This window comes from Brachybacterium sp. GPGPB12, assembly GCF_038396325.1.
Taxonomy (GTDB): Bacteria; Actinomycetota; Actinomycetes; order Actinomycetales; family Dermabacteraceae; genus Brachybacterium; species Brachybacterium conglomeratum.
Map to the genome: position 1 here is coordinate 550545 of NZ_CP149573.1, position 24592 is coordinate 575136.

The following is a 24592-nucleotide window of genomic DNA, read 5'->3' on the forward strand; positions in this document are numbered from 1 at the left end:
AGCTCAGCGGTGGCCGTCCGGCGGCCAGGCGCCCGGGATCTGGGCGACCGCGTCCTCGCGCCGCCCCGTGACGGGGATGGGCCGCAGTCCTTCGTGCGGGGCGAACCCCGGCGGGATCGCCCCGAAGCGGCCGATCGCGTGGAGGATCTCCTCGGCGATCTTCGTCGCGCTCCGGTGGGAGAACAGGAACAGCGACTTGCGCACCGGGCCGCGGTGACGCGGCTGTCGGGGCGCCTCGATGTCGGCTCCCCACGGCCCGTTGAACACGACGGCGTGCACCCCGAGCGCGCCGGGGAACGTCTTGTACTGGAAGAAGAAGAACGGCATGCCGAGCTCGCGGGCGGTCTTGGCCCCGTCGGTGACCACAGCGACCGTGCGGGGGTCGATCTCACGGCCCCCGATCACGTAGGTGGGGCTGAACGGGAGTCCGGGAACGAGCCTGCCCAGGAGGATCCCGCGCTCGCACACGACCAGTCGCGCGTCGATGGTGAACAGATAGATGCCGAGCATGAGCAGCGCCATGAAGAAGGTGAACCCGATGGTCAGGGCGGGACTCTCCCCGGACTGAGCACCAGCATCAGCCAGATCAGGACCACGATGCCCGCCAGGAAGAGGGGCAGCAGCGGACCGGCGCCGACCCGCCGGGACCGCGGCGGCTTCCCGACGAGCTCCCGGTGGCGCCGGGCGATGAATCGTGCTCGCAGCGGGATCATCCCGTCCTCCCCTTCCAGGGTCCGTGTCACCGCCGGCTAACCGCGGAGGCGTCCCGGAGCGATGGGGAGCACTCCCCACCGCCGTCCACAGCCGGGCCCTCCCGCTCGCGGCCCGTCGACCCCGCGGCCTAGAGTGGCGGGCATGAGCACCCCTCCTCCCGCCGACACCGTCTCCGCGCTGCGAGAAGGGGATGCCGGACGGACGGAGGAGGCGCTCGCGATACTCTCGCGGGTCTTCGGCTACGACTCCTTCCGGGGCGAGCAGGCCGCGATCATCGACCAGGTCGCCGGCGGCGGGGACGCAGTGGTGCTGATGCCCACCGGCGGCGGCAAGTCGCTGTGCTACCAGATCCCGGCCCTGCTGCGGGAGGGCACCGGAATCGTCGTCTCGCCGCTGATCGCGCTGATGGCGGACCAGGTCGCGGCGCTCGAGGCGGTCGGCATCCGCGCCGCGTACCTCAACTCCACCCTCGAGATGCACGAGGCGCAGGCCGTCGAGCAGCGAGCCGCTCGCCGGAGAGTTGGACCTGCTGTACATGGCGCCGGAGCGCCTGGTCCTCCCCCGCACCGTCCAGTCGCTGCGGCGCGCGCGCTCGCGCTGTTCGCGATCGACGAGGCGCACTGCGTCTCCCAGTGGGGCCACGACTTCCGCCCCGATTACCTGGGCCTGTCGATGCTCGCCGACGCCTTCCCCGGCGTGCCCCGCATCGCGCTGACCGCGACCGCGACCGAGGCGACCCACCGCGAGCTCACCGAGCGCCTGCAGATGCAAAGCAGGCCCGACACTTCGTCTCGAGCTTCGACCGACCCAACATCCAGTACCGCATCGAGCCGAAGGCCTCCCCGCGCGAGCAGCTCGCTGCGCCTGATCACCGCCGAGCACGAAGGCGACTCCGGGATCGTCTACTGCCTCTCCCGCAAGTCGGTGGAGACCACCGCGCAGTGGCTCGCCGACCGCGGCATCCCCGCGCTCCCGTATCACGCGGGCCTGCCGCCGGAGGTGCGCCAGGACCACCAGGAGCGGTTCCTGCGCGCCGACGGGCTGATCATGGTCGCGACGATCGCCTTCGGCATGGGGATCGACAAGCCCGACGTGCGCTTCGTGGCCCATCTCGACCTGCCCAAGTCCATCGAGGGCTACTACCAGGAGACGGGCCGCGCGGGCCGCGACGGCCTGCCCTCGACCGCGTGGATGGCCTACGGCCTCGGCGACGTGGTCAGCCAGCGGAAGTTCATCGAGGGCGGCGAGGGCTCCGAGCAGTTCAAGCGCAACGCCCGCTCGCACCTCGACGCGATGCTCGCCCTGTGCGAGACGGTCGACTGCCGGCGCGTGCAGCTCGCTGCGCTACTTCGGCCAGGACTCCTCCCCGTGCGGGAACTGCGACACCTGCTTGAACCCTCCGCAGACCTGGGACGCGACGGTCGCGGCGCAGAAGCTCCTCTCCGCCGTGATCCGCCTGGACAGGGAGCGCGGCCAGCGCTTCGGCTCCGGCCAGGTGGTGGACGTGCCGCTGGGCCGCGAGTCCGAGCGCTCCCTGGGCTCCCGCCACCACGAGCTGAGCGTGTGGGGCATCGGCGAGGAGCTCTCGGAGAAGGAGTGGCGCACCGCGATCCGGCGCCTGCTCGCACGGGGGATCCTCGAGGCGGAGGGCGACTACGGCGTGCTCGTCCCCGGCCCGCAGGCCGGCCCCGTGCTCCGCTCCCAGGAGACCGTGCGGCTCGCCGTCGACCGCGCCCCGCGGCGCGGTGCGCGCGGCGGCGGCCGACGCGCCGGCGGCGCCTCCCGCGCCGCCGAGACCCTCGAACCCGCCCAGCGGGAGCGCTTCGAGGCGCGCGCGCCTGGCGCACCTCGGTCGCGAAGGAGAAGCAGATCCCGCCCTACATGGTCTTCTCCGACGCGACCCTGGTCGGGATCGTGGAGACGGCGCCGCAGTCCGTCCAGCGGCTCGGCGCGGTCAGCGGGGTGGGCGCGAAGAAGCTCGCCGAGTACGGGGAGGACGTGCTCGAGGCGCTCTCGGGCGCCGACGCCGGCTGAGCACCTCCCCGACTACCCTGTGGACACACGTCCACGAACGACTCCGGGGAAACCACCATGACCGCACCGACGCCGCCCCAGGGCCCTGCCCAGGGAGGGCCGCAGGGCCCTCAGCACTTCACCCCGCCGCCGGCGGAGCCGGTCTCGCAGTCCTCCGCCCGCAAGAACCTGGTCATCGCCGGCGTGCTCGCCGGGGGCGGTCGCCTGCTGGTGATCCTGGTCGTGATCGCGCTGATCATCTACTTCGCAGTGCGCGGCGGCGACTCCGGGGGCGGCGGCGGGGAGACCGGCGCGGCGGACCTCCCCCGGAGGAGCAGGCCACAGCGCTGGTGGCGGACTACTTCGACGCCCTGGCCGCAGGAGACGCGGCGACCGCCCTGGAGCTGAACCCGGTGAACGAGGACATGGGCGCCGCGCCGGCGCCCGTCGAGGCGTACACGGCCGCCCTCGAGGCCGCGCCGATCACCGGGGTCGAGCTCGGCACCCCGGTCATCGACGACGGCGGCCTCGCCGAGGGCGAGGTGCCGGTGACCTTCACGGTGGGTGACGAGACCGTCTCCGACACGTATCGCGTGCACGACTACGACGACGACGGCGTGATGGAGCTGACCGGCGGCCACACGATGACCCAGGTCCCGGACGGCCTCGACGGCCTGGGACTGACGGTCAACGGCGCCGAGGTGACCGCGGGCGAGCCCATCGCCCTGATGCCCGGCGGCTACGAGGTCGCCCTCGGGGCCGAGCACTTCGCGCTGACCTCGACCGATCCGCTGCTCGTCGGGGAGCTGGCCAGTTCCCTCGAGTGGCCGGAGGCGACGCTCACCGAGGAGGGGCTGACGGCCTTCCGCGGCGCGGTCGACGACGCGGTGCAGGCCTGCCTGGAGCAGACCACCCTCGAGGCCGGTCGCGGGATGACCCCGGTGCCGACGACGAGCGATGACGGCTGGACCATGGTGGAGAACACCGTGGAGCGCTCCATCTCCGAGGACACGCGCGCACGATCGACACCATGGAGGCGACTCCCTCCTCCGACGAGCCGACCTACGTCGAGGGCACCTCGGTCGGCTCGGTCACGACCACGATCGAGTGCACCAAGGACGGCCAGAAGGGCCGGTGCGAGATGTGGCTGGGCGGCGGCATGGGCATCCCGAACGTGGACATGGCCGATCCGGAGTCGCCCGTCACCTGGAGCTGAAGGTCAGCTCACCCCGCCCGGGAACTCGGCCGGCTCGCCCGGCTGGGTGCCGGCGGTGAGATCGATGCCGTAGCCCGAGGCGTGGCGGCGGCTCGGTCCCGGCGTAGAGCCCCTCGACGCTCTCGTCGAGGCGGAACACGCGGGCGCCGCGCAGGCGGTGGTCCTCGGCGCCGCCGAGGCCGTAGGTGCCGAAGCCGGTGCCCGGCGCGTAGCCGAGCTGGATGCCGTAGTAGTCGGCGACATAGGTGTTGATGTGGTCGTGGCCGACGAACAGGCCCTTCACGTCTCCGCGCTGCAGCATCGCGGCGAACATGCCGGAGTTGAACGGGCCGGGGCACTCGTCCTCGTTGCGCTCCCCGACGATCGAGTGCTTCTGGACCGCGCGGGCGTGATCGGCCTCGGTGCGGGCGTCGACGCTCGCGAACCACGCGAAGCGGTGCTCCCACAGGGCGATGTGCTGGAAGACCAGCCCCGGGACGAGGCCGCGATTGCGCCGCTCGAGCGCGGCGGAGGTGGAGAGATACCACTGCACCTGGTCGGGGCGCGGCCAGTCCCAGTCGGGGTAGCCCTCGAAATCCTGCCCGGCGATCTGCTCGGGGGCATAGCGGCCGGAGTCCAGCGACCACAGCGCGAAGGCCTCGCCCCTGTCGCGGCGGGGCCGGATCGTGAGGACCCGGTTGCCGGTGCCGGTGACGGCGGCGCCGGGGGTGTTGAGGTTGTGGGGGTACTGGCGCACGAAGTCGATGTACGCGCTCTCGTCGAGCCCCGTGACGGGGGTGGAGTCCTCGTCGTGGTTGCCGAATGTCAGCGCCCACGGGATGCCGCGGTCCTCCATCGGCCGCACCACGTTGTTGATCGCCTGCTTCGCCTCGAGGGCGCTGGTGGGCGAGCCGTTGATGACGTCGCCGTTGATGAGGGCGAAGTCCGGTCGCACGTCGTCGAGCACCGCCTCCTGCGGCTGGATCGTGCGGCGGTCGGTGCGGGGGCCGTCCTGGGTGTCGTTGAACTGGACGACGGTGAAGGTGCCGTCCTCGCGGAAGCGGAGCCGGTTGCGCACGATGCCGTCCTTCCCTGCGGGCGCCGAGGGCGCGGCGCTCGCGGCGCCGGCCGCGCCGGCGGTGGCGAGTCCGGCCATCGCCGCGGCGGTGGAGGTGCGCAGCAGGCCGCGCCGGGACGGGGACAGGGAGGAGGGGGTCATGGGGTGCCTTGTCTCGGGGAGGGATGAGGGCTCTCCTACCGAACCCCTCCGGCATGACGTCCTTCCCCCGGCTCCGGGACGCGGGCCTGAACGTCGGGTGAACTTGCCCGGCCCTCCTCCTCAGCCCTCCGCGCGCCCGCTCCCCCACTCCTGCGCGTACGCCTCGCGCCGCCGCGCCTGCTCGGCCGGGTCGGGAACGGGCAGGGAGGCGATGAGGCGGCGTGTGTACGGGTGCTGGGGCCGCTGCAAGCACGTCCGGTCCGTGCCCCTCCTCGACGAGCTCACCGCGGTAGAGCACCCCGATGCGGTGGGCGAGGGAGTCGACCACGGCGAGGTCGTGGCTGATGAACAGCGCCGCGAAGCCGAGCCGCCGCTGCGGCTCGCGGAACAGCGCCAGCACCGTCGCCTGCACGGAGACGTCCAGGGCGCTGGTCGGCTCGTCGGCGACGAGCGGCTCGGGGCCGAGGACGAGCGCGCGGGCGAGGGAGACCCGCTGGCGCCGCCCGCCGGAGAGCTCGTGGGGGTAGCGCCGTGCGTAGACGCCCGGCGGCTCGACCGCCTCGAGCGGCTCGCGCACGCGCCGGCCACGCTCGGCGGCGTCGAGCTCGCTGCTCATGGACGACGAGCGGCTCGGCGATGCACTGCTCGATCGTCAGGTGCGGGTTGAAGGAGGTGGCCGGGTCCTGGAAGACGAAGCCGATCCGCCGCCGCAGCGGGGTGAAGCTCCGCTCCCGCATCCCGCGCATCTCGTGCCCGAGCACGGCGAGGCTCCCGCCGGTGGTGCGCTCGAGCCCCGCGAAGGCGCGGCCGATGGTGGTCTTTCCGGAGCCGGACTCCCCCACCAGGCCGTACACCTCGCCGCGGCGGATGGTCAGGTCCACCCCCTTGACGGCGCGGAAGGGGGCGCGGCCCAGCCGGCCCGGATACTCGACGATCAGGTCGCGGGCGACGACGAGCGGCTCCGCCTCCTCGAGCGCCTCGCTGCGCGGCGGGCTCGAGGGCGTTCCAGGCGGAGTCCCGGCCCAGGTGGGGCACGGCGGCGAGCGGCTTCTGCGTGTACTCCTCGCGGGGGTCCGCGAAGAGCTCCGTCGCCGTGGCCCGCTCGACGATGCGGCCGTGATGCATGACCGCGACGGAGTCGGCGAGGTCCGCGACCACGCCCATGTTGTGCGTGATCAGGATGATCGAGGTGCCGAAATGGTCGCGCACATCGCGCAGCGAGGTCGAGGATCTCGGCCTGGACGGTGACGTCGAGGGCGGTGGTGGGCTCGTCGGCGACGATCAGCTCGGCGCCGAGCGCGAGCGCCATCGCGATCATGATGCGCCGCTTCTGCCCGCCGGAGAACTCGTGCGGGTAGCGGTCGATGCGCTCGGCCGCGTCGGGGATCCCCACCGACTCGAGCGCCCGGACGGCCTCGGCCCGGATCTCCCTGCGGGAGATCCGCCCGCGATGGGCGCGCGGCCCTCCCCGATCTGCCACCAGATCGGGAAGACGGGGTTCAGGGCGCTGGAGGGCTCCTGGAAGATCATCGAGACGTCCTCGCCGCGCAGGCGGCGCATCTGCGCGGCGGTCAGGCGCACGACGTCGGTGCCGGAGACCAGCACGGTCCCGGTGGCCTCCGCCGTCTCCGGCAGCAGCCCCAGCACCGAGCGGGCGGTGACGGACTTGCCGGAGCCGGACTCGCCGACGACCGCGAGGATCTCTCCGGGAGCGACCTCGAGGCTGACCCCGTCCACGGCGTGGACCTCGCCGCCGTCGGTCGCGAAGCGGATGTCGAGGTCCCGGATCTCGAGACGTGCTGGGGCCTGGCTCATGCGGCCACCGTCCTCTCGCTGCGTCGGCGTCGGCGCCGGGTGCGCGCCGCGGGTCGTTGAGGTCGTTCACGGATTCGCCCACAAGCGTCACCCCGAGCACGGCCAGCACGATCGCGAGGCCCGGGAACAGCCCCGTCCACCAGATGCCGCTGGTCGCGTCGGACATGGCGCGGTTGAGGTCGTAGCCCCATTCGGAGGCGCTGGTCGGCTCGATGCCGAAGCCGAGGAAGCCCAGCGCCGCGAGGGTCAGGATCGACTCGGAGGCGTTCAGGGTGAAGATCAGCGGGAGGGTGCGGGTGGCGTTGCGCAGCGAGGTGGGTGCCCATGATGCGGCGGTGCCCGGTGCCCACCACCTTCGCGGCCTCGACGAAGGGCTCGGCCTTCAGCCGCACCACCTCGGCGCGGATCACGCGAAAGTACTGCGGCACGAACACCACCGTGATCGACAGCGCGGCGGCGAGGATGCCGCCCCAGGCGTCGGACTGCCCGCCGGAGATCACGATCGACATCACGATCGCGAGCAAGAGGGAGGGGAAGGCGTAGATCGCATCGGCCAGCATCACCAGCACCCGGTCCAGCCAGCCGCCCATGTAGCCGGAGAGCAGTCCGAGCGCGACGCCGAGGAACAGGGAGGCCGCGACCGCGCAGACCATCACGGCGACCGCGGTGCGGGTCCCCCAGATCACGCGGGAGAGCACGTCGAAGCCGGTGACGGTGGTGCCCAGCGGGTGGGCGGCCGACGGGGGCCGCTGGGTGCCGAAGGCCTCTCCGTCCGCGGCGGTGTCGGCGAAGCCGTAGGGGGCCAGCGGCGGGGCGAGCGGCGCGGTCAGCAGCAAGCAGGCCCACCAGCACCACGCCGGCCACCAGCATCCCGCGCCGCAGGCCGACGCCGCGGCGCAGGTGGCTGACCACGGGCAGGCGCAGGTACCAGGGCGCTCGGGCGGTCGCGGCGACGACCGCGGTCTCGGCGGCGAGGTCGGTGCCGGCGGCGTCGCCCTCGTCGACGGGCTCGGGGTTCGACAGCGTCATCTCAGTACCTCACCCTCGGGTCGATCAGCGCGGCGATCACGTCGACGACGAAGTTCGAGATCGCGACGATCACGGCGAGCATCATCACGATGCCCTGCACGGCGACGTAGTCGCGGGCCTTCATGTACTCGGCGAGCATGTATCCCAGGCCGTTCCATTCGAAGGTGGTCTCGGTGAGCACGGCCCCGCCGAGCATCATCGCGATCTGCATGCCCATCACGGTGATGATCGGGATCAGCGCCGGGCGCAGGGCGTGGCGGGTGGTCAGGCGCGACTCGGCCACGCCGCGGGAGCGGGCGGACTCGATGTACTGCATCTCGAGTGTTCCGATCATGTTGGTGCGCACCAGGCGCAGGAAGATCCCCCCGGTGAGGATCCCCAGCGCGACCGCGGGGAGGATCGCGTGGGAGACCACGTCGCGCAGCGACTCCAGATCCCCGAGCCGCGCCGCGTCCAGGAGGAAGAACGGGCTGGGGTTCAGGATGGTGCTCATCGTGATCTCGCCGCGGGTGGAGATCCGCCCGGCGACCGGCGACCAGCCGAGCCCGACGGAGAACACGAGCTTCAGCAAGCAGGCCGACGAAGAACACCGGGGTGGCGTAGCCGAGGATCGCCACGATCCGCGCGCACCGCATCGGGCCAGCGGTCGCGGGTGCGGGCCGCGATCATCCCCAGCGGCACCCCGATCACGAGCGCGACGACGACCGAGTAGACGACCAGCTCGAAGGTCGCCGCCCCGTAGGTGGTGAGGATCTCGGTGACGGGGGTGCGGTCGGTGTAGGTGGTGCCGAAGTCGCCGCGCAAGACCCCGCCGAGGTAGTCGAAGTACTGGATGATCAGCGGCCGGTCGTAGCCCGCCTCGGCGCGGCGGGCGGCGAGCTCGCTCGGGGTGAGCCGGCCGCCGAGCGCGGCGGTGATCGGGTCGCCTGTGATCCGCATCAGGAAGAACACCACCGTCATCAGGATGAAGACGGTCGGGATGATCAGCAGGAAGCGCAAAGCAGGATGTAGCGGCCGAGGCCGCCCCCGAGGCCCGGCGGCGCGGGCGTCGGGGGGCGTGCTCGACCTCGGTCTCGGGGGCGGCGGTCACTTGGACAGCGGCGAGATGCGGAACTTGAAGGAGGAGTCGAGCGTGACGCCCTGGACCTCCGCCGTGGAGACCGCGATCTGCGCGCCCTGCAGCAGCGGCAGGGTCGAGATGTCCTCGGCGACGACGTCCTGGATCTGCACGAACAGCGCCTCGCGCTCGGCGGGGTCCGAGGTGCCGCGCCGCTTCTGGATCAGCTCGTCGACCTCGGGGTTCGAGTAGTGGTTGGCCAGGAAGTTCTCGGTGACGAAGAAGGGCGAGAGGTAGTTGTCGGCGTCGGAGTAGTCCGGGAACCAGCCCAGCTGGTAGGCGGGATAGACGTCGGCGACGCGGTCGTCGCTGTACTGCACCCATTCGGTGGACTTCAGGTCCACCGCGAACAGCCCGTCGGCCTCGAGCTGGCCCTTGACCGCCGCGTACTCGTCGCCGGAGGAGTTGCCGTAGTGGTCAGGGTTGTACTGCAGGCTCAGCTGCACCGGGATCTCCACGCCCGCGTCCTCGAGCCGGCCGCGAGCGCGTTCGGCGTCGGGGCCGCCGGAGCCGTCGCCGTACATGTCCTTGAACTGGGTGCCGGCGCCGGGCAGGCCCTCGGGGATGTAGGAGAACAGCGGCGTGTAGGTGTCGTTGTAGACGGAGCTGGCGATGGCCTGGCGGTCGATGAGGTCGGCGACCGCCTGGCGGACGGCGTGGGCCTTGTCGGGGTCCGGGTCCTCGGTCTTCTCGCCGTAGGGGTTGGTGTGGAAGTTGAAGACGATGTAGCGGATCTCGCCGCCGGGGCCCTCGTGGACCGTCACCGCGTCGTCGCCCTGCAGGTCGGCGATGTCGGTCGCGGAGAGGGAGCGCCACACGCAGTCGATGTTGCCCTGCTGGATGTCGAGCTTCATGTTGTTCTGGTCGGCGTAGTACGACATCGACACGCTCGCGGTCGCCGGCGCGCCGAACAGCCCCTGGTAGCCGTCGAAGGCCTCGAAGGTGACCAGCTCGTTGATCTTCCAGCTGGTGATCGCGTAAGGGCCGCAGAAGGCGTTCCCGTCCACGATCTCGGCGTCGGAGAGCACGGCGTCGGCCGGGAACACCTCGGCGTCGACGATCGGGCCGGCCGGGGAGCACAGCACGTAGGGGAAGGTCTGGTCGCCGGGCTCCTTGAGGTGGAACTCGACGGTGAGCTCGTCGACCGCCTCGACCTTCTCGAGGTTGCCCAGCAGGCTCGAGGGGCCGTTGGGGTCGGCGATCGCGAGCCGCCGGTCGAAGGTGTGCTTGACGTCCTCGCTGGTGAGCTCGTTGCCGTTCGCGAAGGTCAGCCCCTCCTTGAGGGTGACGGTGTACACGTTGTCGCTGGTGAACTCCGCGGTCTCGGCGAGGTCCGGCTCGGGGACGCCGTCCTCGGAGCCGACGGAGGTGTTCATCAGGTACGCGTAGCACTGGGTCCACACCGTCGAGGAGCCGTTGTCGTAGGCGGCGGCGGGGTCGAGCGCGGTGACCTTGTCGGTGGTGCCGATGGTGAGGGCGCCGCCGCCCCCGCCGCCGGATCCGCCGTCGGATCCCCCGTCCTCGGTGGTCTGGGCGCAGGCGGTCACCAGCACGGGGACCCCGGCCATCGTCAGCGACATGGTGCGTCGCGTGGGGGTCATGGCGGCGTCGAACATCGGGGTCCTCCAGGAGGCCGGTCGGCATCAGGGGTGGTGATGCCGTGCAGGGGACGGGCGGGGATGTGATCCAGCGCACCCGCACAGGGGTGGCCAGCACAGTACCCCTCCCCCAGGGGCGGCCGCGGCGGGTTCGCCCGCAGAGCGCTCACGGTGATCGAACTGTGATCTGCGACGCCGCCCGATCGGGCGGTCGGTTCAGCCCTCGCCCCACCAGCGCAAGACCCGCGCGGCGCCTGCAGGGTCAGCCACGGCGAGGGCTCCCCCACCGGGACGTCGACCTCGAACCAGACCGCACCGGGCAGGCGGTGCCGCTGGAGCCAGGTGCCGTCCTCCTGCGCGCGTCGAGGACGGACCGGGCGGCGTCGGCCATCCGCGGATCGCGCAGATCCCGCTCGCGGAAGTGGTCGAGCGCCCGCGGCCGCGGAGTAGATGTGCCGCGGCGGGTACAGGAAGTGCTCCACCCAGGGGCCGACGATCTCCCCGGTGCTCGCCCGGCGCATGAGACGCCGCCGCAGGAGGTACTCCTCCGCCTCGCCCCTCGCGGCGCGCGCGACGGGCGAGCCGCCGGTGGCCTGCTCGTGCACGTGCAGGGCCCGCAAGACGTTCAGGGTCGAGTGGAAGCTCGCGCGCGTCGAGCCGTCCTCCCACTCGCAGTTCCAGCCGCCCTCGTCCATGCGGTGGGCGAGGAACCAGCGGGGCAGGGCGGAGACGTCGGCTCCGAGCCAGAGGCCGTTGGCCAGCGTCATCGCGTTGATGCAGCAGTCCACCTCGCCGCCCCAGTAGGGCAGGGAGGGGTCGTGCTCCCAGTGCGCGTGCTCGGCGAGCTTCGCGGCGGTATCGCGCTCGACGAGCGGAGCGGGGTCCATGCCCCATTCGCGCGGCGTGGTGAGGGACCAGGTGGTCGCGGTCCAGGGCTGGCCGGGCGGCTCGAGGTTCTCGGGGGCGTCGAAGAACCCGGCGGGGAAGAACGCGCCCCCGGCCCACAGCCCGGTCTCCGGGTCCTGGTGGTCCAGCGACCTCGCCCCGAAGCCCTCGTGGGGGATGCGCGCGCGGGTCGCCTCCCACACCTCGGCCGGCTGGTCCAGCAGATCGCGCTCGACCTGCCAGCGCAGGGAGGGGTCGGTGTCGAGGAGCCAGGAGACGACGTCGGTGGGAGCCACCCTGGGATCCTCCCCGCGAACCGCGGCGCGGGCAACCCCGCCCGCCGCCTAGTCTGCGCTCATGTCGCGCCCCGTCTCGGCCGGGATCATCTCCGGTCTCGTCGCGTTCACGAGCTCCTTCGTCGTCGTCCTCGCGGGTCTCGAGGGGGTCGGCGCCTCGCCCGCGCAGGCGGCGAGCGGACTGCTCGCGGTGAGCGTGCTGATGGGGCTGTGCTCGATGTCGCTCTCTCTGCGCACCCGTCTGCCGATCACGGTGGCCTGGTCCACCCCGGGCGCCGCGCCGCTCGCGGCGACGGGCGCCGTGGACGGCGGCTGGCCCGCCGCGGTCGGCGCGTTCGTGCTGGTCGGGGTGCTGATCGTGCTGACGGGGCTGGTGCCCGCGCTCGGCGCCCTGATGGCCCGGATCCCGACCCCGATCGCGCAGGCGATGCTCGCCGGGGTGCTGTTCCAGCTGTGCCTGGGCCCGGTGCTCGGCGTGGCGGCGAATCCGCTCGCGGTGGCGCCGGTGATCGTGGTGTGGGCGCTCGCGCGCCGGCTCGCACCGCGCTGGGCCTCCCCGCTCGCGTTCCTCGCCGCGAGCGTCGTGATCGTCGTGTCCCTGACGGCGGCGCCCTCCCCGTCGGCCGCTCCCCCGCCGCTCCCGGCGGTGGAGCTCACCGTCCCGACGCTGACCGTCGGCGCGGTCGTGGGGGTCGCGCTCCCGCTGTACCTGGTGACGATGGCGTCGCAGAACGTGCCGGGCGTGGCGGTGATGCGGAGCCTCGGATACGAGGTGCCGTGGCGGGCGTCGATGGTGACCACCGGTCTCGGCACGATGATCGGCGCGCCGCTCGGCGGGCACGGCGTGAACCTCGCGGCGATCACGGCCGCTCTCGCGGCCGGGCCGGAGGCCGGGGAGGATCGGCGGCGGCGCTGGATCGCCTCGACCGCCTCGGGCGTGGTGCTGGTGCTGTGCGGTCTCGGCGCGACCGCATTCGCGCGCCTGATCGCGCTCGCCCCGGAGGGTGTGATCCCGGCGGTGGCGGGGCTCGCGCCGCTGGGCACCTTCGTGGCCTCGCTGCGCTCCGCGCTCGCGGAGCCCGAGGAGCGACTCCCCGCCGGGGTGACGGTGCTGATCGCCGCCTCGGGCATCGCGGTGGCGGGGATCAGCGCGGCGTTCTGGGCGCCGCTGGTCGGGCTCGCGCCGCGGGCGCTACTGCGGGCGTGGCGCCGGACGGGCTCAGCTCACAGCGGGTAGGGGCTCACAGCGGGTAGGGGCTCACAGCGGGTAGGGGCCGAAGCGGGACCAGGCCACCACCACCGAACCGAGCGCCAGGAGCATCGAGGGGAGCATGGCGCGGAACGGGTCGCCGCGCCGGGCGTGCACGAGCGCGGCGAAGACCATGGTGATCGCGAGGCCCGCGGCCGCCAGCGGCACCAGGATCGTGGCGATGCCGGTGAGGGCCGGGACGACGAGGCCGAACGCGCCGAGGATCTCCAGGGCGCCGATCCCCCGGATGACGCTGTGGGGGAAGTCCTCGGCGTAGGGGGTCTTCTCGATCTCTTCGCTCGCGCGGTGCGAGGAGCTTCATCGCGCCGCTGGCCACGAAGACCGCGGCGAGAGCGACGGCGAGGATCCACAGGAACGTGTTCATCGAACGACCTCCTTGTCCCGGGCGCCCCAGTATCCCCCTCCCCGCCTCCCGCTGTCAGGAGAACGCGGCGAAGTGCCGCACGACGGTGCGCACGAGGGAGCCCATTCTCGCCCGCTCCGCCTCGAGGACAGGCAGGTCGCGGGCGGTCAGCGCCGCGGAGGTCACGGGGCCGACGCTCGCGAGCACCAGCGCCCCCGCCTGGGCGCGCTCCCGCACCGCCTCCAGGGTCCCGGCCCGTGCGGCGGCGTCGAGCCAGCCGGTCGCGCCGGGCGCGGAGGTGAACAGCACGGCGTCGGCCCCTCCGGCGCCGGCGAGCCGGGCCGCGCGGGTGAGCGCGGCGGGATCCGACGGCGGCCCCCAGCGGTAGACGGTCAGGCTGACCACCTCGGCGCCGTGCGCGGTGAGCGACTCGTCGAGCCCGTCGTCGCCGGAGCCGTGGTGCTGGACGGCGATCCGCAGACCGTCCACCCCCGTGCGCAGCGAGCTCCTCGCCGAGCTCGGCCGCGGTTTCGGAGGCCGCGACGAAGACGCTGTCCAGCCCCGCCCCGCGCACCGCGCCGTGGGCCTTGGTGCCGCGCGAGTGGATGCGGGAGGCGCCGAGGGCGGCGCGGACGTCCTCGCCGAGCCCGGCGGCGTCGGCCGCCTCGAGCCAGCCGCGCATCCCGACGCCGGTGAGGACGACGGTCGCGTCCGGCGGCGCGGCGACCAGAGCTCGGGTGCGCTCGAGCGGCGTCTCGTCGTCGACGTGAGGGATCGTGGACATCGCGGCGGCGGGCACGACGCGGGCGCCGTGCCGTTCGAGGGCGGCGGCGAGCTCCTCGGAGCGCCGGTCCACTGCGGTGATGACGGTGCGTCCGGCCAGGGCGTCGGAGAGCAGGGTCGTCATGGCGCGCCGGCCCCGGTCAGTCCTTGGCGCGCACGAGGCGCTCGTGCCCGGTCTCCTCGAGCACGGCGATGTCGGAGTTCGCCTTGAGGAACTCGGAGAAGGAGCGGTAGCCGAGGGCCTTCTCGCTGAAGGAGGGGTCCATGCGGCGCATGTGGGACTTCACGGCCGAGCTGTGCGACCATTCGCTGTCGCCGCGGCCGCCGAGCTGGAGGGCGCGCTCGAGCAGGCGGGTGGCCGACTCGCGGGGGTCCTCCTCGCCCTCGTCCTCGAGCGTGTCGTCGAGGCGGTCCTCGATCTCCTGCGAGGCGGTGTTCGCGCCGCTGTCGACGCCGCTGTGCCGGCCGCGGCCGCCGCGGCGCGAGCCGGAGCCGCCGCTGTTCTCGGTGCTCTCGGTGCTGGTGGAGCTCTCGGTGCTCTCTGCGCCCTCGGTGCCGTCCGTGCTGTCGGCGCCGCCCTGGCCGCGCCGGGCGCGGGAGCGCGAGGTCCCCCGTCCCTCCTCGTCCCCTCCGCCCAGGCGCCGGGAGCGGGAGCGTGCGGCGGCGGAGGGCCGCTCGACACCGGGGAGGTTCTCGTAGGACTCGAACTCGTCGCAGGCGGCGGCGAGGGACTTCGCGGTGGAGCCGGCGACGCCGAGCGCGATCACGTAGCGGCCGAGGCGGCGGCGCTGCTGGGCGAGGGGGACGTAGTCGGAGTCCCCGGCGACGATCACGACATGGGTGAGGTCGGGCAGGAGGTAGAGGTCCTCGACGGTGTCGACGGCGAGGCGGATGTCGGCGCCGTTCTTGGCGTAGGCCGCGCGGGGAACAGCTGGACGAGGTCGACGGCACGGGCCACGAGCTGGTCGCGGTAGACGGCGTTGACCGGCGAGGACCAGTCCGCGTAGGCGCGGGTGAGGGTGAGGGACCCGAAGGAGGCGGCGAAGTCGATCACGGCGCCGACGTCGACGGTCGCCTTCGCGAGCCGCTCGGCGATCTCGGGCTCGGTGGGGTCCTCCGCGATGCGCTGGCGGTCGCGGCTGTACGCCTGCCGTCCGTGCACCCGGTCGTACCAGGACATGACGATGTTGTCGAAATCGAGATAGACCGCGACGCGGGGATCCTGTGGGTCAGCCATGCCCCCAGTCTGCCTGGTCGCGGGGAGGACGCGCGAACTGTCGGGGAGGACGCGCGAACTGTGGGGTGCGGTGTGGGTGCGCCGCGGCGGGTGGACGACGGGAGTACACGAGAACGGAGGGCGGGAGGATGCGCGAGCGGGGGCCGTTGCACGCGTCCCGACGAGGGGCCGCGCAATATCGCGTGGCACCTTCCCGCGCTACTCGACAACTATTCCCCGAAAGAATTCGAGTGCATTTTACAATGGGACCTCGAGAGCGATTCCGCCTAATACACGCTGAAGGAACAACAAGAAGACTCGATCCACACCCCCACACGACACGCCCTACACCCCACCCCCGACGGACGACGCACTCCCAGCTCAGAATATGGATAATGCCCCCGATCCCGCTCCCCCGCGCGCGACCTCCCCTCCCCACACCTCACTTGTCCACACCCCGCACACACTATTCTGTGGATACCCCCGGGAAACATCCGAAACCCATCCACACACCTTTCTTCTGTCACACCGACGCCGTAGTCTCGAGGTATTCCAGGCGGCGGAGGAGGTGGGGACATGAGCGGCCGCGACGAGCACACCGGCGAGCGCCGGCGACGACGACATCCACCGCGCCGATGTCGACCGCTCCGCCCTCGACCCGGCCGCCCTCGCCTTCCTCGACTCCCTCCCCTCACGTCTGCGCGTCGTCCGTGCCCGCGCGCCGCGCACGCGGGAGGACCTCCCCGCACGCTCCGGCCGCGAGGAGGACACGGTGCTCGGCGAGGCGGCCCAGCGGGTCTGGGACGCCGAGACGGCGAGCGCCCGCGCCCTGGCCGCGCGCCTCCGCGCCCTCGCCGCGCTGACCGAGTCCGAGGGCGGGGACTGCGCGGACGACGTGGACACCCTCCGCGCCGCGATGGCGCCGCGGGTGACTAACGGCGCCGCGCACCGAGAGCTCCTGGCGGCGCACCGCGCGGTGGACCAGCCGCCGCGCACGCTCGCACGCCTGGAGGCGGGTGCGCCGCCCAGCTGGTGGTTCCAGAAGGTGCGCGCGAGTCGGAGGATCTCGGCGACGAGTCCCGGAGGTCGCTGGATGCGGCGCTCACCGCCTGGCCCGCCGACATCCCCGTCGAGCGCTTCCTCACTCTGCTGCGCGCCCTGGTGAGGCCGCTCGCCGAGCGCGAGCAGGACCCGTCAGCTCCGGAGGAGGCTCTGCCGCGCGAGGTCGAGCTCGCCCCTGACGGGCGCGCCGGGACCGGAGCGGCGTCGCTGCGCGGCCCGATCCCCGAGGTCCTCGCGTTCTGGAAGCGCCTGGACGAGACCGCGCACGCGATCCAGGCCGCACAGCGTCACGCCCTGCGGGAGGGGACCGAGATCCCCTATGACCTCGACGGCATCGCGAGCGCGACCCAGCGCCCCGTGCCGCTCGACCGGCTCCGCTACGACCTGATGCTGAACGCCGAGTTCGACACCGACGGCGTGCGCGTGCCCGCACCGCGCTTCCGCCTGAACGTCACCGTGCCGGTGTTCACCCTGCTGGGCCTCTCCGACGCCCCCGGCATGCTCGAGGGCACGATCCCGCTCCCTCCTGCGGTCGCGCGCGAGATCGCGGGCGGCGAGAGCGTCTGGTATCGGATCCTCACCGATGCGTGCACGGGCGCCTTCCTGCCAGCGCCCCCGGACCGCTATCTGCCGACGCAGGCCATGCTCGAGCATCTCCGCCTGCGCAGCTCGACCTGTGCGGTCCCCGGTCGCACGCGACCGGTCTCCTGGGCCTCCGAGGCCGACCACATCGAGGAGTTCGTCCACACCGACCCCGCCCGAGGTGGTCGCACCGAGCTCGAGAACCTCCACCTGCTGTGCTGGCGGCACCATCAGGCGAAGACCGCCGGCGATCTCGACCCGACCAGGCTCCCCGTCCCGGCCAGCGGGCCGGAGCCCGGTGAGGGACTCGGCCCGGGACGCACCCGGTGGCGGATCGGCACCCGCGGCGAGCAGGTCATCGCGGCCGACGACATCGACCTCGGCACACGACTCGCCGTCGAGGACCTCGAACGTGCCTGGCGGGCCTTCGTCGAACGACGAACGGCGCCACCACCACCGCCGACGTCACCGCCGCCGTCACCACCGAGATCGCCGATCCCGAAGGGGCCTCCCGCTCTGGGCGAGCCGGATGCACGAGGTGAGGAGCCCGGCAGTTCTCCCTACAAGGATCCGCCACCCTTCTGACCTGCTCCGTCACGTCGAGGGGATACGTCGCGGCGCTTCGCCGCGCCTCAGCCACGCGACTGACGCACCCGCTCAGTCTCGTGCCCCCTTGATCGTCAGCGACCGGCGGCGTCGGTGCACGGTGAGGTACTCCAGTCCGTCCTCCCCCGCCCGGAACCCGCGCACCGTGCGGCGGGGCAGCGCAGCGCGACGTCCCCGGCACGCGGCGGCTCCTCGCCGTCCTCCGTCGTGAGCACGCCCTCGCCGCGCACCACGTGCACGAGCGTGTCCACCTCGGCGCCGATGTGGGCGGGGATCTCCTCCCCGGCGGGCAGTCGGATCAGGTTGGAGTCCAGATCGCGCTCGGGCACCGCGATGGACCAGACGGCGCCCCGGCGCGGTCGCTCGGGCCGCTCCGCGGTGTTGGTGAGGATCGGCACGTCGCACCCTCCCTGCTCTCGATGTCGCCTCCGAACGTACCCCGGCCGCGCCCTCGGGGCCGGCGACGGGCGCGCCGCTCGGCGCGATCACCGGGGCGGCCGCGTGGTCGCTGTCGCGACGGCGACGAGATCCGCCGCCGGGCCGCTGAGCCGGCGGGGCCCGTTCCACACCGCGGTCAGCGGGCGGCGCAGACGGGAGCCTGCCAGCGGCACCCGCAGCAGCTGCCCGCTCTCGAGCCCGGAGCGGACGGCGAGCATGCTGAGCACCGCGGGCCCTGCGCCGGAGGCGACGGCGATGCGGACGGCGGCGTTGCTGCCGAGCTCCTGGACGGGCGGGGTCCCGCCCGCCGCGGGGACGAGCTCCTCGAAGGCCTCGCGCGTGCCGGACCCGCCCTCGCGCACCACGAGCGGGGTCGAGGCGAGCTCGTCGAGTTCGAGCGGCCCCTCGCGCGGCGCCCAGGGATGCTCCGGGGCGACGACCACCACGAGCTCGTCCTCACGCGGCGTCAGCGTGTGCACGTCCCGCCGGAGGCGGGGCGTCTCGACGAAGCCGAGCCGCAGGTGCCCGTCGTGCACCCCGGCGAGGACCTGGGTGGAGTTGAGCACCTCGAGGTCGACCCGGGTGCGCGGGCCGCGGCGGCGCGGCTCGGCCAGCCAGGCGGGCATCAGGTGCTCCGCGATCGTCATCGACGCCCCCACGCGCGCTCGTGCGCGCCCTCCTCGCGGCTGTGCCGCGGCCAGTCGGAGAACTGCTCGGCCGCGTCGAGCAGCCGCCGCGCCTGCGCCGCGTACAGCAGGCCGGCGGAGGTGGGGCGGGAGCCTCGCGGGTCGCGCTCGAGCAGGGCGGTGCCCGCCTGCGCCTCGAGCTGGGCGATCATCCGGCTCGCATTGGGCTGATGGATCCCGGCGCGCCGGGCGCCGGCGCCGAGCCCGCCCTCGTCCACCACGGCCACGAACAGGGCGAGGGCCGACAGGTTCGGTAGAGAGGCTGGCATATCAGAACTATATGCCCTGCTGGTGAACTGCCGACTACCGGCAGGTCAGAGGCGATGGAACCGTGGACGTCATGCCCGCCGCCCCCTCGACATCGACGCCCTCGACGCCCCCGGCCCCCTCGATCCTGCCGGGCCTCGCGCTCGCCCTCGGCGTCGCGGTCGTCTCGATGCTCGTCGCACCGCTGTCGCCGGGGATCAGCGCCCTGGTCCTCGCGATCGTCGTCGGCGTGGTGCTCGCGAACCTCGTCCCGCTCCCCCGGGCCGCGGCGCCGGGTCTCGCGATCGCCTCGAAGAAGCCGCTGCGCGCCGGGATCGTGCCGCTGGGACTGCAGGTCGCGCTCGGCGATCTGGCCTCCCTCGGCATCGGGATGCCGCTGGTCGTGGTCGTGGTGGTGGGGGTCGGGATCCTCGGGACCGTGCCGCTGGGCCGGCTCGTCGGCGTCGGCCGTCACCTCACCCTGCTGATCGCCTGCGGGTTCTCGATCTGCGGCGCGGCGGCCGTCGCAGCGGTCGCCGGCGTCACGGACCCGGACGACGAGCGCGAGGAGGACACGGTCACGGCCGTGGCGCTGGTGGTGCTCTGCGGGTCCCTGATGATCGCGCTGGTGCCTGCGGCCGCCGCGCTGATGGGCCTGGACGGCGAGACCGCCGGCCTCTGGGCGGGCGCGTCGATCCACGAGGTCGCCCAGGTCGTCGCCGCGGGCGGCGCGATCGGCGGGGGCGCGGCGCTCACCGTCGCCGTGATCGTGAAGCTCGCCCGCGTGCTGATGCTCGCGCCGGTGATGGCGGTGATGTCGATGCAGCGGCGCCGGCACGGCGCGAAGGACGGGAAGCGACCGCCGCTGGTGCCGCTGTTCGTGGTCGGCTTCCTCGTCATGGTGCTCGTGCGCTCCTTCGTGCCGCTCCCGGAGCCGGTGCTCGAGGCGGGGTCGCTGCTGCAGACCCTCCTGCTCGCCGCGGCGATGTTCGCGCTCGGCACCGGGGTGAGGATCTCGCTGCTGAAGCAGGTGGGTCCGCGTCCCTTCCTTCTCGCCGCGCTCTCGACCGTGCTCGTCGCCTCGGTCGCGCTCGGCGGGGTGTCGCTCGTCGCCTGAGGACCTCCGTCCCATGCACCCGCATCTGCGCCGCTATGGTGGTCCTCATGACGCAGATGCGGGTACGCGATGCCGCCACCTTCCTCGGGGTGAGCGAGGACACCGTGCGACGGTGGATCGAGAAGGGGACCCTCGAGGCGTCCCACGACACGAGCGGCCGGAAGGTGCTCGAGGGGGTCGAGGTCGCGCGTCTCGCTCGGGAGCTGGCGGTGACGCCCGAGCCGCACGGCGCGACCGCCTCCTCCGCCCGGAACCGCTTCACGGGCCTGGTCACCCACATCGTGATGGACACCGTGATGGCGCAGGTCGAGCCGCAGTGCGGTCCCTTCCGCGTCGTCTCGCTGATGAGCAGCGAGGCCGCCCGGGAGCTCGGGCTGGAGGCCGGCAGGGTCGCCAGCGCCGTCGTGAAGGCCACGCAGGTCGTGATCGAGGCGGAGCCGTCATGAAGACCCTGCTCCGCTCCGCGGCCGCCGCCGCGGCGATCGCGCTGACCGCCGCCGCCTGCGGCTCCGGCGGCTCCGCCGAGGACCCGGCCGCCGCACCGGTCACCCTCCGCGTCTTCGCCGCCGCCTCCCTGCAGGAGCCCTTCGAGGAGCTCGGCGAGCAGTTCGAGTCCGAGCACGAGGACGTCACGGTCGAGTTCAGCTTCGCCGGCTCCTCCACGCTGGTCGAGCAGATCCAGCAGGGCGCCCCGGCCGACGTCTTCGCCTCCGCGGACACGAAGAACATGGACAAGCTCACCGACGCCGGCCTCGAGGAGGCGGATCCCGTCGACTTCACCACGAACACGCTGAGGATCGCGGTGCCGGCCGGGAACCCCGCGGGCGTCACGGACCTCGCCTCCCTCACCGGCGACCTGAACCTCGTCGTCTGCGCGCCGGAGGTGCCGTGCGGCGCGGCGACCGAGACGGTGGAGGAGGCGGCGGGACTCGAGTTCGCCCCCGTCAGCGAGGAGCAGTCTGTCACGGACGTGCTGAACAAGGTCACCAGCGGCGAGGCCGATGCGGGCCTGGTCTACGTCACCGATGTGGAGAAGGCCGGCGATGCCGTCGAGGGGATCGACTTCCCCGAGGCGCAGGAGGCCGTGAACACCTACCCCATCACCACCGTCGACGGCTCGGCGAACCCGCGCACTGGGCCAGGAGTTCGTCGACCTCGTCACCGGCGAGGAGGGCCAGAAGGTCCTCGCCGGATACGGCTTCCGCGGCGCATGAGGACCCTCCCCCGCTGGATCCTGCGCCCGCCGGGCTCGGCGCGCCGCTGGTCGTCCTGCCGCTCGTGGCGATGGCGCCGCGGGTCGAGTGGAGCGACTTCTGGGACCTGATCACCTCGGAGTCCTCGCTCGCGGCGCCGCGGCTGAGCCTGCAGACCTCGCTGACCAGCGCCGCGCTCTGCGTGCCGCTGGGCGTGCCGATGGCGCTGCTGCTCGCCCGCACGGACGGCCGCGGCATGTCGCTGCTCCGCTCGCTGGTGCTGATCCCGCTGGTGCCGCCGCCGGTGGTCGGGGGCATCGCGCCGCTGTACACCTTCGGGCGGCAGGGCCTGCTGGGTCGGCATCTGGAGGCGCTCGGGGTGCAGATCGCCTTCTCGACCACCGCGGTGGTGCTCGCACAGACCTTCGTGGCCCTGCCCTTCCTGGTGCTCAGCCTGGAGGGGGCGCGCGCACGGCCGGCACCCGCTACGAGCGGGCCGCCGCCTCCCTCGGGGCGCGCCCCTCCCGCGTCCTCACCCACGTCACGCAGCGCCGCTGGTGCCGCCCGCCCTGCTCTCCGGCACGGTGCTCTCCTTCGCCCGTGCGCTCGGCGAGTTCGGCGCGACGATCACCTTCGCCGGCTCCCTGCAGGGCACCACCCGCACCCTGCCGCTGGAGATCTACCTGCGGCGCGAGAGCGATCCGGAGGCCGCGGTGGCGCTCTCCTTCGTGCTGATGCTCGTCGCGATCGCGGTGATCGCCCTGGCGCACCGGAGGCGTAGCGCATGAGCCTGGTGTCGCGCGCCGCCGTCGCCGAGCGCGACGTCGAGCTCGACCTCGAGGTCGGAGACGGCGAGACCCTCGCCGTCGTCGGCCCGAACGGCGCCGGTAAGTCGACCGCGCTGTCGCTGATCTCCGGGGACCTGCGCCCCAGCTCCGGCTCGGTCTCCCTCGACGGCCGGATCCTGGCCGACGACCGGACCTGGGTGCCGCCGCACGACCGCCGCGTCACCACCCTGAGCCAGGATTCGGTGCTCTTCCCGCACCTCTCGGCGCTCGGGAACGTGATGTTCCCGCCGCGGGCCCAGGGCGTCCCGCGTCGGGAGGCGCGTCGACGGGCCGAGGTGCATCTCGAGCAGATGGGTCTCGCCGATCTCGCCGCCCGCCGCCCCGCCCAGCTCTCCGGCGGTCAGGCTCAGAAGGTTGCGATCGCCCGGGCGCTCGCGGCGGATCCCCGGTCGCTGCTCGCTGGACGAGCCGATGGCGGCGCTGGATGTCGACGTCGCGCCCGCGGCGCGCGAGCAGCCTGCGCGGGTTCCTCGCCGAGCGCACGGCGATCGTCGTCACCCACGACGTGCTCGACGCGCTCTCGCTCGCCGATCGCGTCGTGGTGCTCGAGCAGGGCCGGGAGGTCGACGCGGGGCCGACGACCGAGGTCCTCGCCCGGCCGCGCTCGGCCTTCGCGGCGCGGCTGGCGGGGCTGAACCTCGTCGCGGGCCGATGGGACGGGCACCGGATCGAGGTCGAGGGCGGCGGCCGCCTCTCGGCGGAGAGCCCTCTCAGCCCCGGCACCGCGGTGCTCGCCGCCTTCCGCCCCGCCGCGGTGCGCCTCGCCGAGCAGGGGCTCCCCCGCACCGTCCGCTCTCTGACCCCGCACGGCGACCTGGTCAGGGTGCGCACCGTGGATCTCGCCGCGGACCTTTCCCCGCTGGACGCCGCCGCCCGGCATCTCGCCCCCGGCACGGCGGTGCATCTCGCGGTCGCCCCTGAGGACGTGACAACCTATCTCGCATGATCGACCTGCGCGCCCTGCACCGCGAGCCGCTCGCCCGCCACGGCCCGCGGGGCTGGTGGTGGCCCGGCGAGGAGCCCTTCGAGATCGCTCTCGGGGCGGTGCTGGTCCAGCGCTCCCGCTGGGAGCAGGCGGCGCAGGCCCTCGACGCGCTCACCGCCGCCGGGTCGCGGGAACCGGCCGCGCTCGCGTCGGCCGACGAGGAGCGCGTGCGGGAGCTCGTCCGTCCGGCCGGCTTCCCGCGCACGAAGCCCCGCCGTGTGACCGCGCTCGCCACCTGGTGGGCAGACCGCGCCGAGGCCGCCGACGGGCTGGACGACACCGCCCTCCGCCGAGAGCTCCTCTCCGTCGAGGGCGTCGGCGAGGAGACGGCCGATGCGATCTCCCTGTACTGCTTCTCCCGCCCCGCGTTCCTCTGCGACGAGTACGCGCGGCGGACTCTGCGCGAGCGCGGCGCCGAGGTCCCGGGCACCTACCGGGCCTTCGCCCGTGCGCTCGTCCCGGCGCTCGAGGAGGCGGCCTTCACCGTGCCGGAGCTGGCGGAGCCGCACGGCTTGATCGTCGAGGAGGGGAAGCTCAGAGCGCGTCCAGCGGCTCCCGCGACGCGAGGTTGAACGCGTCCAGATCCGGGGTGCGCAGATCTCCGACGCGCCGCTTGCCCGCGGTCCCCACGACCCGGAGGGCCCGTCCTCGGGCGCATGCCGCGCGACGCGCCGTCCCCGAACGCCTGCGCGCGATCCTGCGCCAGCCGGTGCGCTGAGCCTCCCGGCACACAGCAGAAGGGCCCCGGCTCTGCCGGGGCCCTTCTGACGAGTCACTGTCTCACGAGATTCTCGAGTGGAGCTAAGGGGATTCGAACCCCTGACCTCTTCCATGCCATGGAAGCGCGCTACCAACTGCGCCATAGCCCCGTATCGGGTGCCGCCCCATCAGGCGACTCGTCGAGAATACCCCGCGTCCCCGCTCAGGTGAAATCGGGAGGCAGGTTGTGTGACAGCAACCTCATCAGGCCCTCCGCCGGCTCCGCATGGAGCGGCTCGAGCACCGAGCGGTGGCAGTTCTCGAGCCCGGCGATGCCGCGGAATCCGCGCATGTCCAGACCCAGCAGGGCGGTGATGCCGAGCGTGATCGCCGCGCCATGGGCGACGACCATGACGGTCCTCTCGGGGTTCTCCTCGAGCAGGCGGCGACAGCCGGCGGCGACGCGCTCGCCCACCTCGGGACGGTCCTCGATGTCGAGGCCCGTGATCGACCGATGGGCGCGCCAGTCGGCATGCTCGGAGGGCCAGCGGGCGCGGATGTCCTCCCCGCGCAGACCCTCCCACTGCCCGAAGCGCGCTCGAGGAAGGCCTCGTCGGTGGAGGCCTGGAGCCCGCAG

General features: G+C 73.1%; 21 protein-coding genes, 1 tRNA gene and 10 pseudogenes. 14 read left to right on the forward strand and 18 right to left on the reverse strand.

The features are described 5' to 3' along the window. Positions 1-3: 3 nt before the first annotated feature. Positions 4-522, reverse strand: a complete 519-nt coding sequence (locus WKH84_RS03005; RefSeq protein ID WP_341855583.1) for a hypothetical protein — start codon at positions 520-522, stop codon at positions 4-6. Positions 523-542: 20 nt separating this feature from the next. Further along, positions 543-713: a hypothetical protein gene (locus tag WKH84_RS03010; protein WP_341855584.1), complete on the reverse strand. Its 171-nt coding sequence runs from the start codon at positions 711-713 to the stop codon at positions 543-545. Between the two features lie 142 nt (positions 714-855). On the opposite strand from WKH84_RS03010, the pseudogene WKH84_RS03015 reads away from it, so the two are divergent. The 5 genes and pseudogenes from WKH84_RS03015 to WKH84_RS03035 form a co-directional block, all read left to right on the forward strand. Continuing rightward, positions 856-2046 (forward strand): annotated as a pseudogene (locus tag WKH84_RS03015) (RecQ family ATP-dependent DNA helicase); the annotation flags it as partial. A 115-nt stretch (positions 2047-2161) separates the two neighbouring features. Beyond that, positions 2162-2395 (forward strand): annotated as a pseudogene (locus tag WKH84_RS03020) (RQC domain-containing protein); the annotation flags it as partial. 164 nt (positions 2396-2559) lie between these two features. Then, positions 2560-2748: pseudogene (locus tag WKH84_RS03025) on the forward strand (HRDC domain-containing protein); the annotation flags it as partial. A gap of 57 nt (positions 2749-2805) precedes the next feature. Next, positions 2806-3135: a hypothetical protein gene (locus WKH84_RS03030; RefSeq protein WP_341855585.1), complete on the forward strand. Its 330-nt coding sequence runs from the start codon at positions 2806-2808 to the stop codon at positions 3133-3135. Beyond that, the gene (locus WKH84_RS03035) at positions 3078-4016 is read left to right on the forward strand and encodes a hypothetical protein (RefSeq protein WP_341855586.1); all 939 of its coding nucleotides are present in this window, start codon (positions 3078-3080) and stop codon (positions 4014-4016) included. Before WKH84_RS03030 ends, WKH84_RS03035 begins: the two co-directional genes overlap by 58 nt. Here the strand turns inward: WKH84_RS03035 and WKH84_RS03040 are convergent. From WKH84_RS03040 to WKH84_RS03065, 6 genes and pseudogenes are all read right to left on the reverse strand, one after another. After that, positions 3930-5141 (reverse strand): metallophosphoesterase family protein, encoded by a 1212-nt coding sequence (locus tag WKH84_RS03040; protein ID WP_341855587.1) that lies wholly within the window; start codon positions 5139-5141, stop codon positions 3930-3932. The genes WKH84_RS03035 and WKH84_RS03040 overlap by 87 nt on opposite strands. 120 nt (positions 5142-5261) lie before the next feature. Further along, positions 5262-6956, reverse strand: a pseudogene (locus WKH84_RS03045) (ABC transporter ATP-binding protein). Beyond that, positions 6953-7985 (reverse strand): annotated as a pseudogene (locus WKH84_RS03050) (ABC transporter permease). The pseudogenes WKH84_RS03045 and WKH84_RS03050 overlap by 4 nt, the downstream one beginning before the upstream one ends. 1 nt (position 7986) lies before the next feature. Further along, positions 7987-8992: pseudogene (locus WKH84_RS03055) on the reverse strand (ABC transporter permease). Positions 8993-9071: 79 nt separating this feature from the next. Further along, complete coding sequence (locus WKH84_RS03060; protein ID WP_341855588.1) at positions 9072-10718, reverse strand: ABC transporter substrate-binding protein; 1647 nt, start codon at positions 10716-10718, stop codon at positions 9072-9074. Further along, positions 10700-11881 (reverse strand): squalene cyclase, encoded by a 1182-nt coding sequence (locus tag WKH84_RS03065; RefSeq protein ID WP_341855589.1) that lies wholly within the window; start codon positions 11879-11881, stop codon positions 10700-10702. The genes WKH84_RS03060 and WKH84_RS03065 overlap by 19 nt, the downstream gene beginning before the upstream one ends. 61 nt (positions 11882-11942) lie before the next feature. Between WKH84_RS03065 and WKH84_RS03070 the strand changes: the two genes are divergently transcribed. After that, positions 11943-13118, forward strand: a complete 1176-nt coding sequence (locus WKH84_RS03070; protein WP_341855590.1) for a benzoate/H(+) symporter BenE family transporter — start codon at positions 11943-11945, stop codon at positions 13116-13118. Between the two features lie 21 nt (positions 13119-13139). On the opposite strand, the gene WKH84_RS03075 is transcribed toward WKH84_RS03070, so the two are convergent. The 5 genes and pseudogenes from WKH84_RS03075 to WKH84_RS03095 all read right to left on the reverse strand — a co-directional run bounded on the left by WKH84_RS03075 (position 13140) and on the right by WKH84_RS03095 (position 16463). Further along, complete coding sequence (locus WKH84_RS03075; RefSeq protein ID WP_341856754.1) at positions 13140-13421, reverse strand: DoxX family protein; 282 nt, start codon at positions 13419-13421, stop codon at positions 13140-13142. A gap of 148 nt (positions 13422-13569) precedes the next feature. Next, a complete protein-coding gene (locus WKH84_RS03080; protein WP_341855591.1) occupies positions 13570-13983 on the reverse strand; it encodes a uroporphyrinogen-III synthase in 414 nt (137 codons plus the stop codon). Between the two features lie 55 nt (positions 13984-14038). After that, positions 14039-14401, reverse strand: a pseudogene (locus WKH84_RS03085) (uroporphyrinogen-III synthase); the annotation flags it as partial. Between the two features lie 16 nt (positions 14402-14417). After that, positions 14418-15514: pseudogene (locus tag WKH84_RS03090) on the reverse strand (NYN domain-containing protein). Between the two features lie 670 nt (positions 15515-16184). Then, positions 16185-16463, reverse strand: coding sequence for a hypothetical protein (locus WKH84_RS03095; protein ID WP_341855592.1), 279 nt, complete (start codon positions 16461-16463; stop codon positions 16185-16187). Between the two features lie 62 nt (positions 16464-16525). Here WKH84_RS03095 and WKH84_RS03100 point away from each other — a divergent pair, with 62 nt between their 5' ends. Further along, on the forward strand, positions 16526-17722 hold the full coding sequence (locus tag WKH84_RS03100) for an HNH endonuclease signature motif containing protein (protein WP_341855593.1): 1197 nt from the start codon (positions 16526-16528) through the stop codon (positions 17720-17722). A gap of 95 nt (positions 17723-17817) precedes the next feature. On the opposite strand, the gene WKH84_RS03105 is transcribed toward WKH84_RS03100, so the two are convergent. The 3 genes from WKH84_RS03105 to WKH84_RS03115 all read right to left on the reverse strand — a co-directional run bounded on the left by WKH84_RS03105 (position 17818) and on the right by WKH84_RS03115 (position 19136). Continuing rightward, the gene (locus tag WKH84_RS03105) at positions 17818-18141 is read right to left on the reverse strand and encodes a cupin domain-containing protein (protein WP_341855594.1); all 324 of its coding nucleotides are present in this window, start codon (positions 18139-18141) and stop codon (positions 17818-17820) included. Between the two features lie 87 nt (positions 18142-18228). Then, positions 18229-18807, reverse strand: coding sequence for a LysR substrate-binding domain-containing protein (locus WKH84_RS03110; protein WP_341855595.1), 579 nt, complete (start codon positions 18805-18807; stop codon positions 18229-18231). Positions 18808-18824: 17 nt separating this feature from the next. Further along, positions 18825-19136 carry a LysR family transcriptional regulator gene (locus WKH84_RS03115; protein WP_341855596.1) on the reverse strand — a complete coding sequence of 104 codons (312 nt, stop codon included), beginning with the start codon at positions 19134-19136 and terminating at the stop codon, positions 18825-18827. A gap of 71 nt (positions 19137-19207) precedes the next feature. On the opposite strand from WKH84_RS03115, the gene WKH84_RS03120 reads away from it, so the two are divergent. The 7 genes and pseudogenes from WKH84_RS03120 to WKH84_RS03150 all read left to right on the forward strand — a co-directional run bounded on the left by WKH84_RS03120 (position 19208) and on the right by WKH84_RS03150 (position 23828). Continuing rightward, positions 19208-20230: a putative sulfate exporter family transporter gene (locus tag WKH84_RS03120; RefSeq protein WP_341856755.1), complete on the forward strand. Its 1023-nt coding sequence runs from the start codon at positions 19208-19210 to the stop codon at positions 20228-20230. 47 nt (positions 20231-20277) lie between these two features. Beyond that, positions 20278-20676, forward strand: a complete 399-nt coding sequence (locus tag WKH84_RS03125; protein WP_341855597.1) for a TOBE domain-containing protein — start codon at positions 20278-20280, stop codon at positions 20674-20676. After that, positions 20673-21444: pseudogene (gene modA / locus WKH84_RS03130) on the forward strand (molybdate ABC transporter substrate-binding protein). Before WKH84_RS03125 ends, modA begins: the two are co-directional and overlap by 4 nt. After that, positions 21441-22211 (forward strand): annotated as a pseudogene (locus WKH84_RS03135) (ABC transporter permease). The pseudogenes modA and WKH84_RS03135 overlap by 4 nt, the downstream one beginning before the upstream one ends. Next, complete coding sequence (locus WKH84_RS03140; protein WP_341855598.1) at positions 22208-22906, forward strand: ATP-binding cassette domain-containing protein; 699 nt, start codon at positions 22208-22210, stop codon at positions 22904-22906. The pseudogene WKH84_RS03135 and the gene WKH84_RS03140 overlap by 4 nt, the downstream one beginning before the upstream one ends. Then, complete coding sequence (locus tag WKH84_RS03145; protein ID WP_341855599.1) at positions 22813-23217, forward strand: TOBE domain-containing protein; 405 nt, start codon at positions 22813-22815, stop codon at positions 23215-23217. The genes WKH84_RS03140 and WKH84_RS03145 overlap by 94 nt, the downstream gene beginning before the upstream one ends. After that, positions 23214-23828, forward strand: a complete 615-nt coding sequence (locus WKH84_RS03150; protein ID WP_341855600.1) for an endonuclease III — start codon at positions 23214-23216, stop codon at positions 23826-23828. The genes WKH84_RS03145 and WKH84_RS03150 overlap by 4 nt, the downstream gene beginning before the upstream one ends. Positions 23829-24052: 224 nt before the next feature. On the opposite strand, the gene WKH84_RS03155 is transcribed toward WKH84_RS03150, so the two are convergent. Then, positions 24053-24125, reverse strand: a tRNA-Ala gene (locus tag WKH84_RS03155). 53 nt (positions 24126-24178) lie between these two features. Then, positions 24179-24592 (reverse strand): histidine phosphatase family protein, encoded by a 414-nt coding sequence (locus WKH84_RS03160; protein WP_341856756.1) that lies wholly within the window; start codon positions 24590-24592, stop codon positions 24179-24181.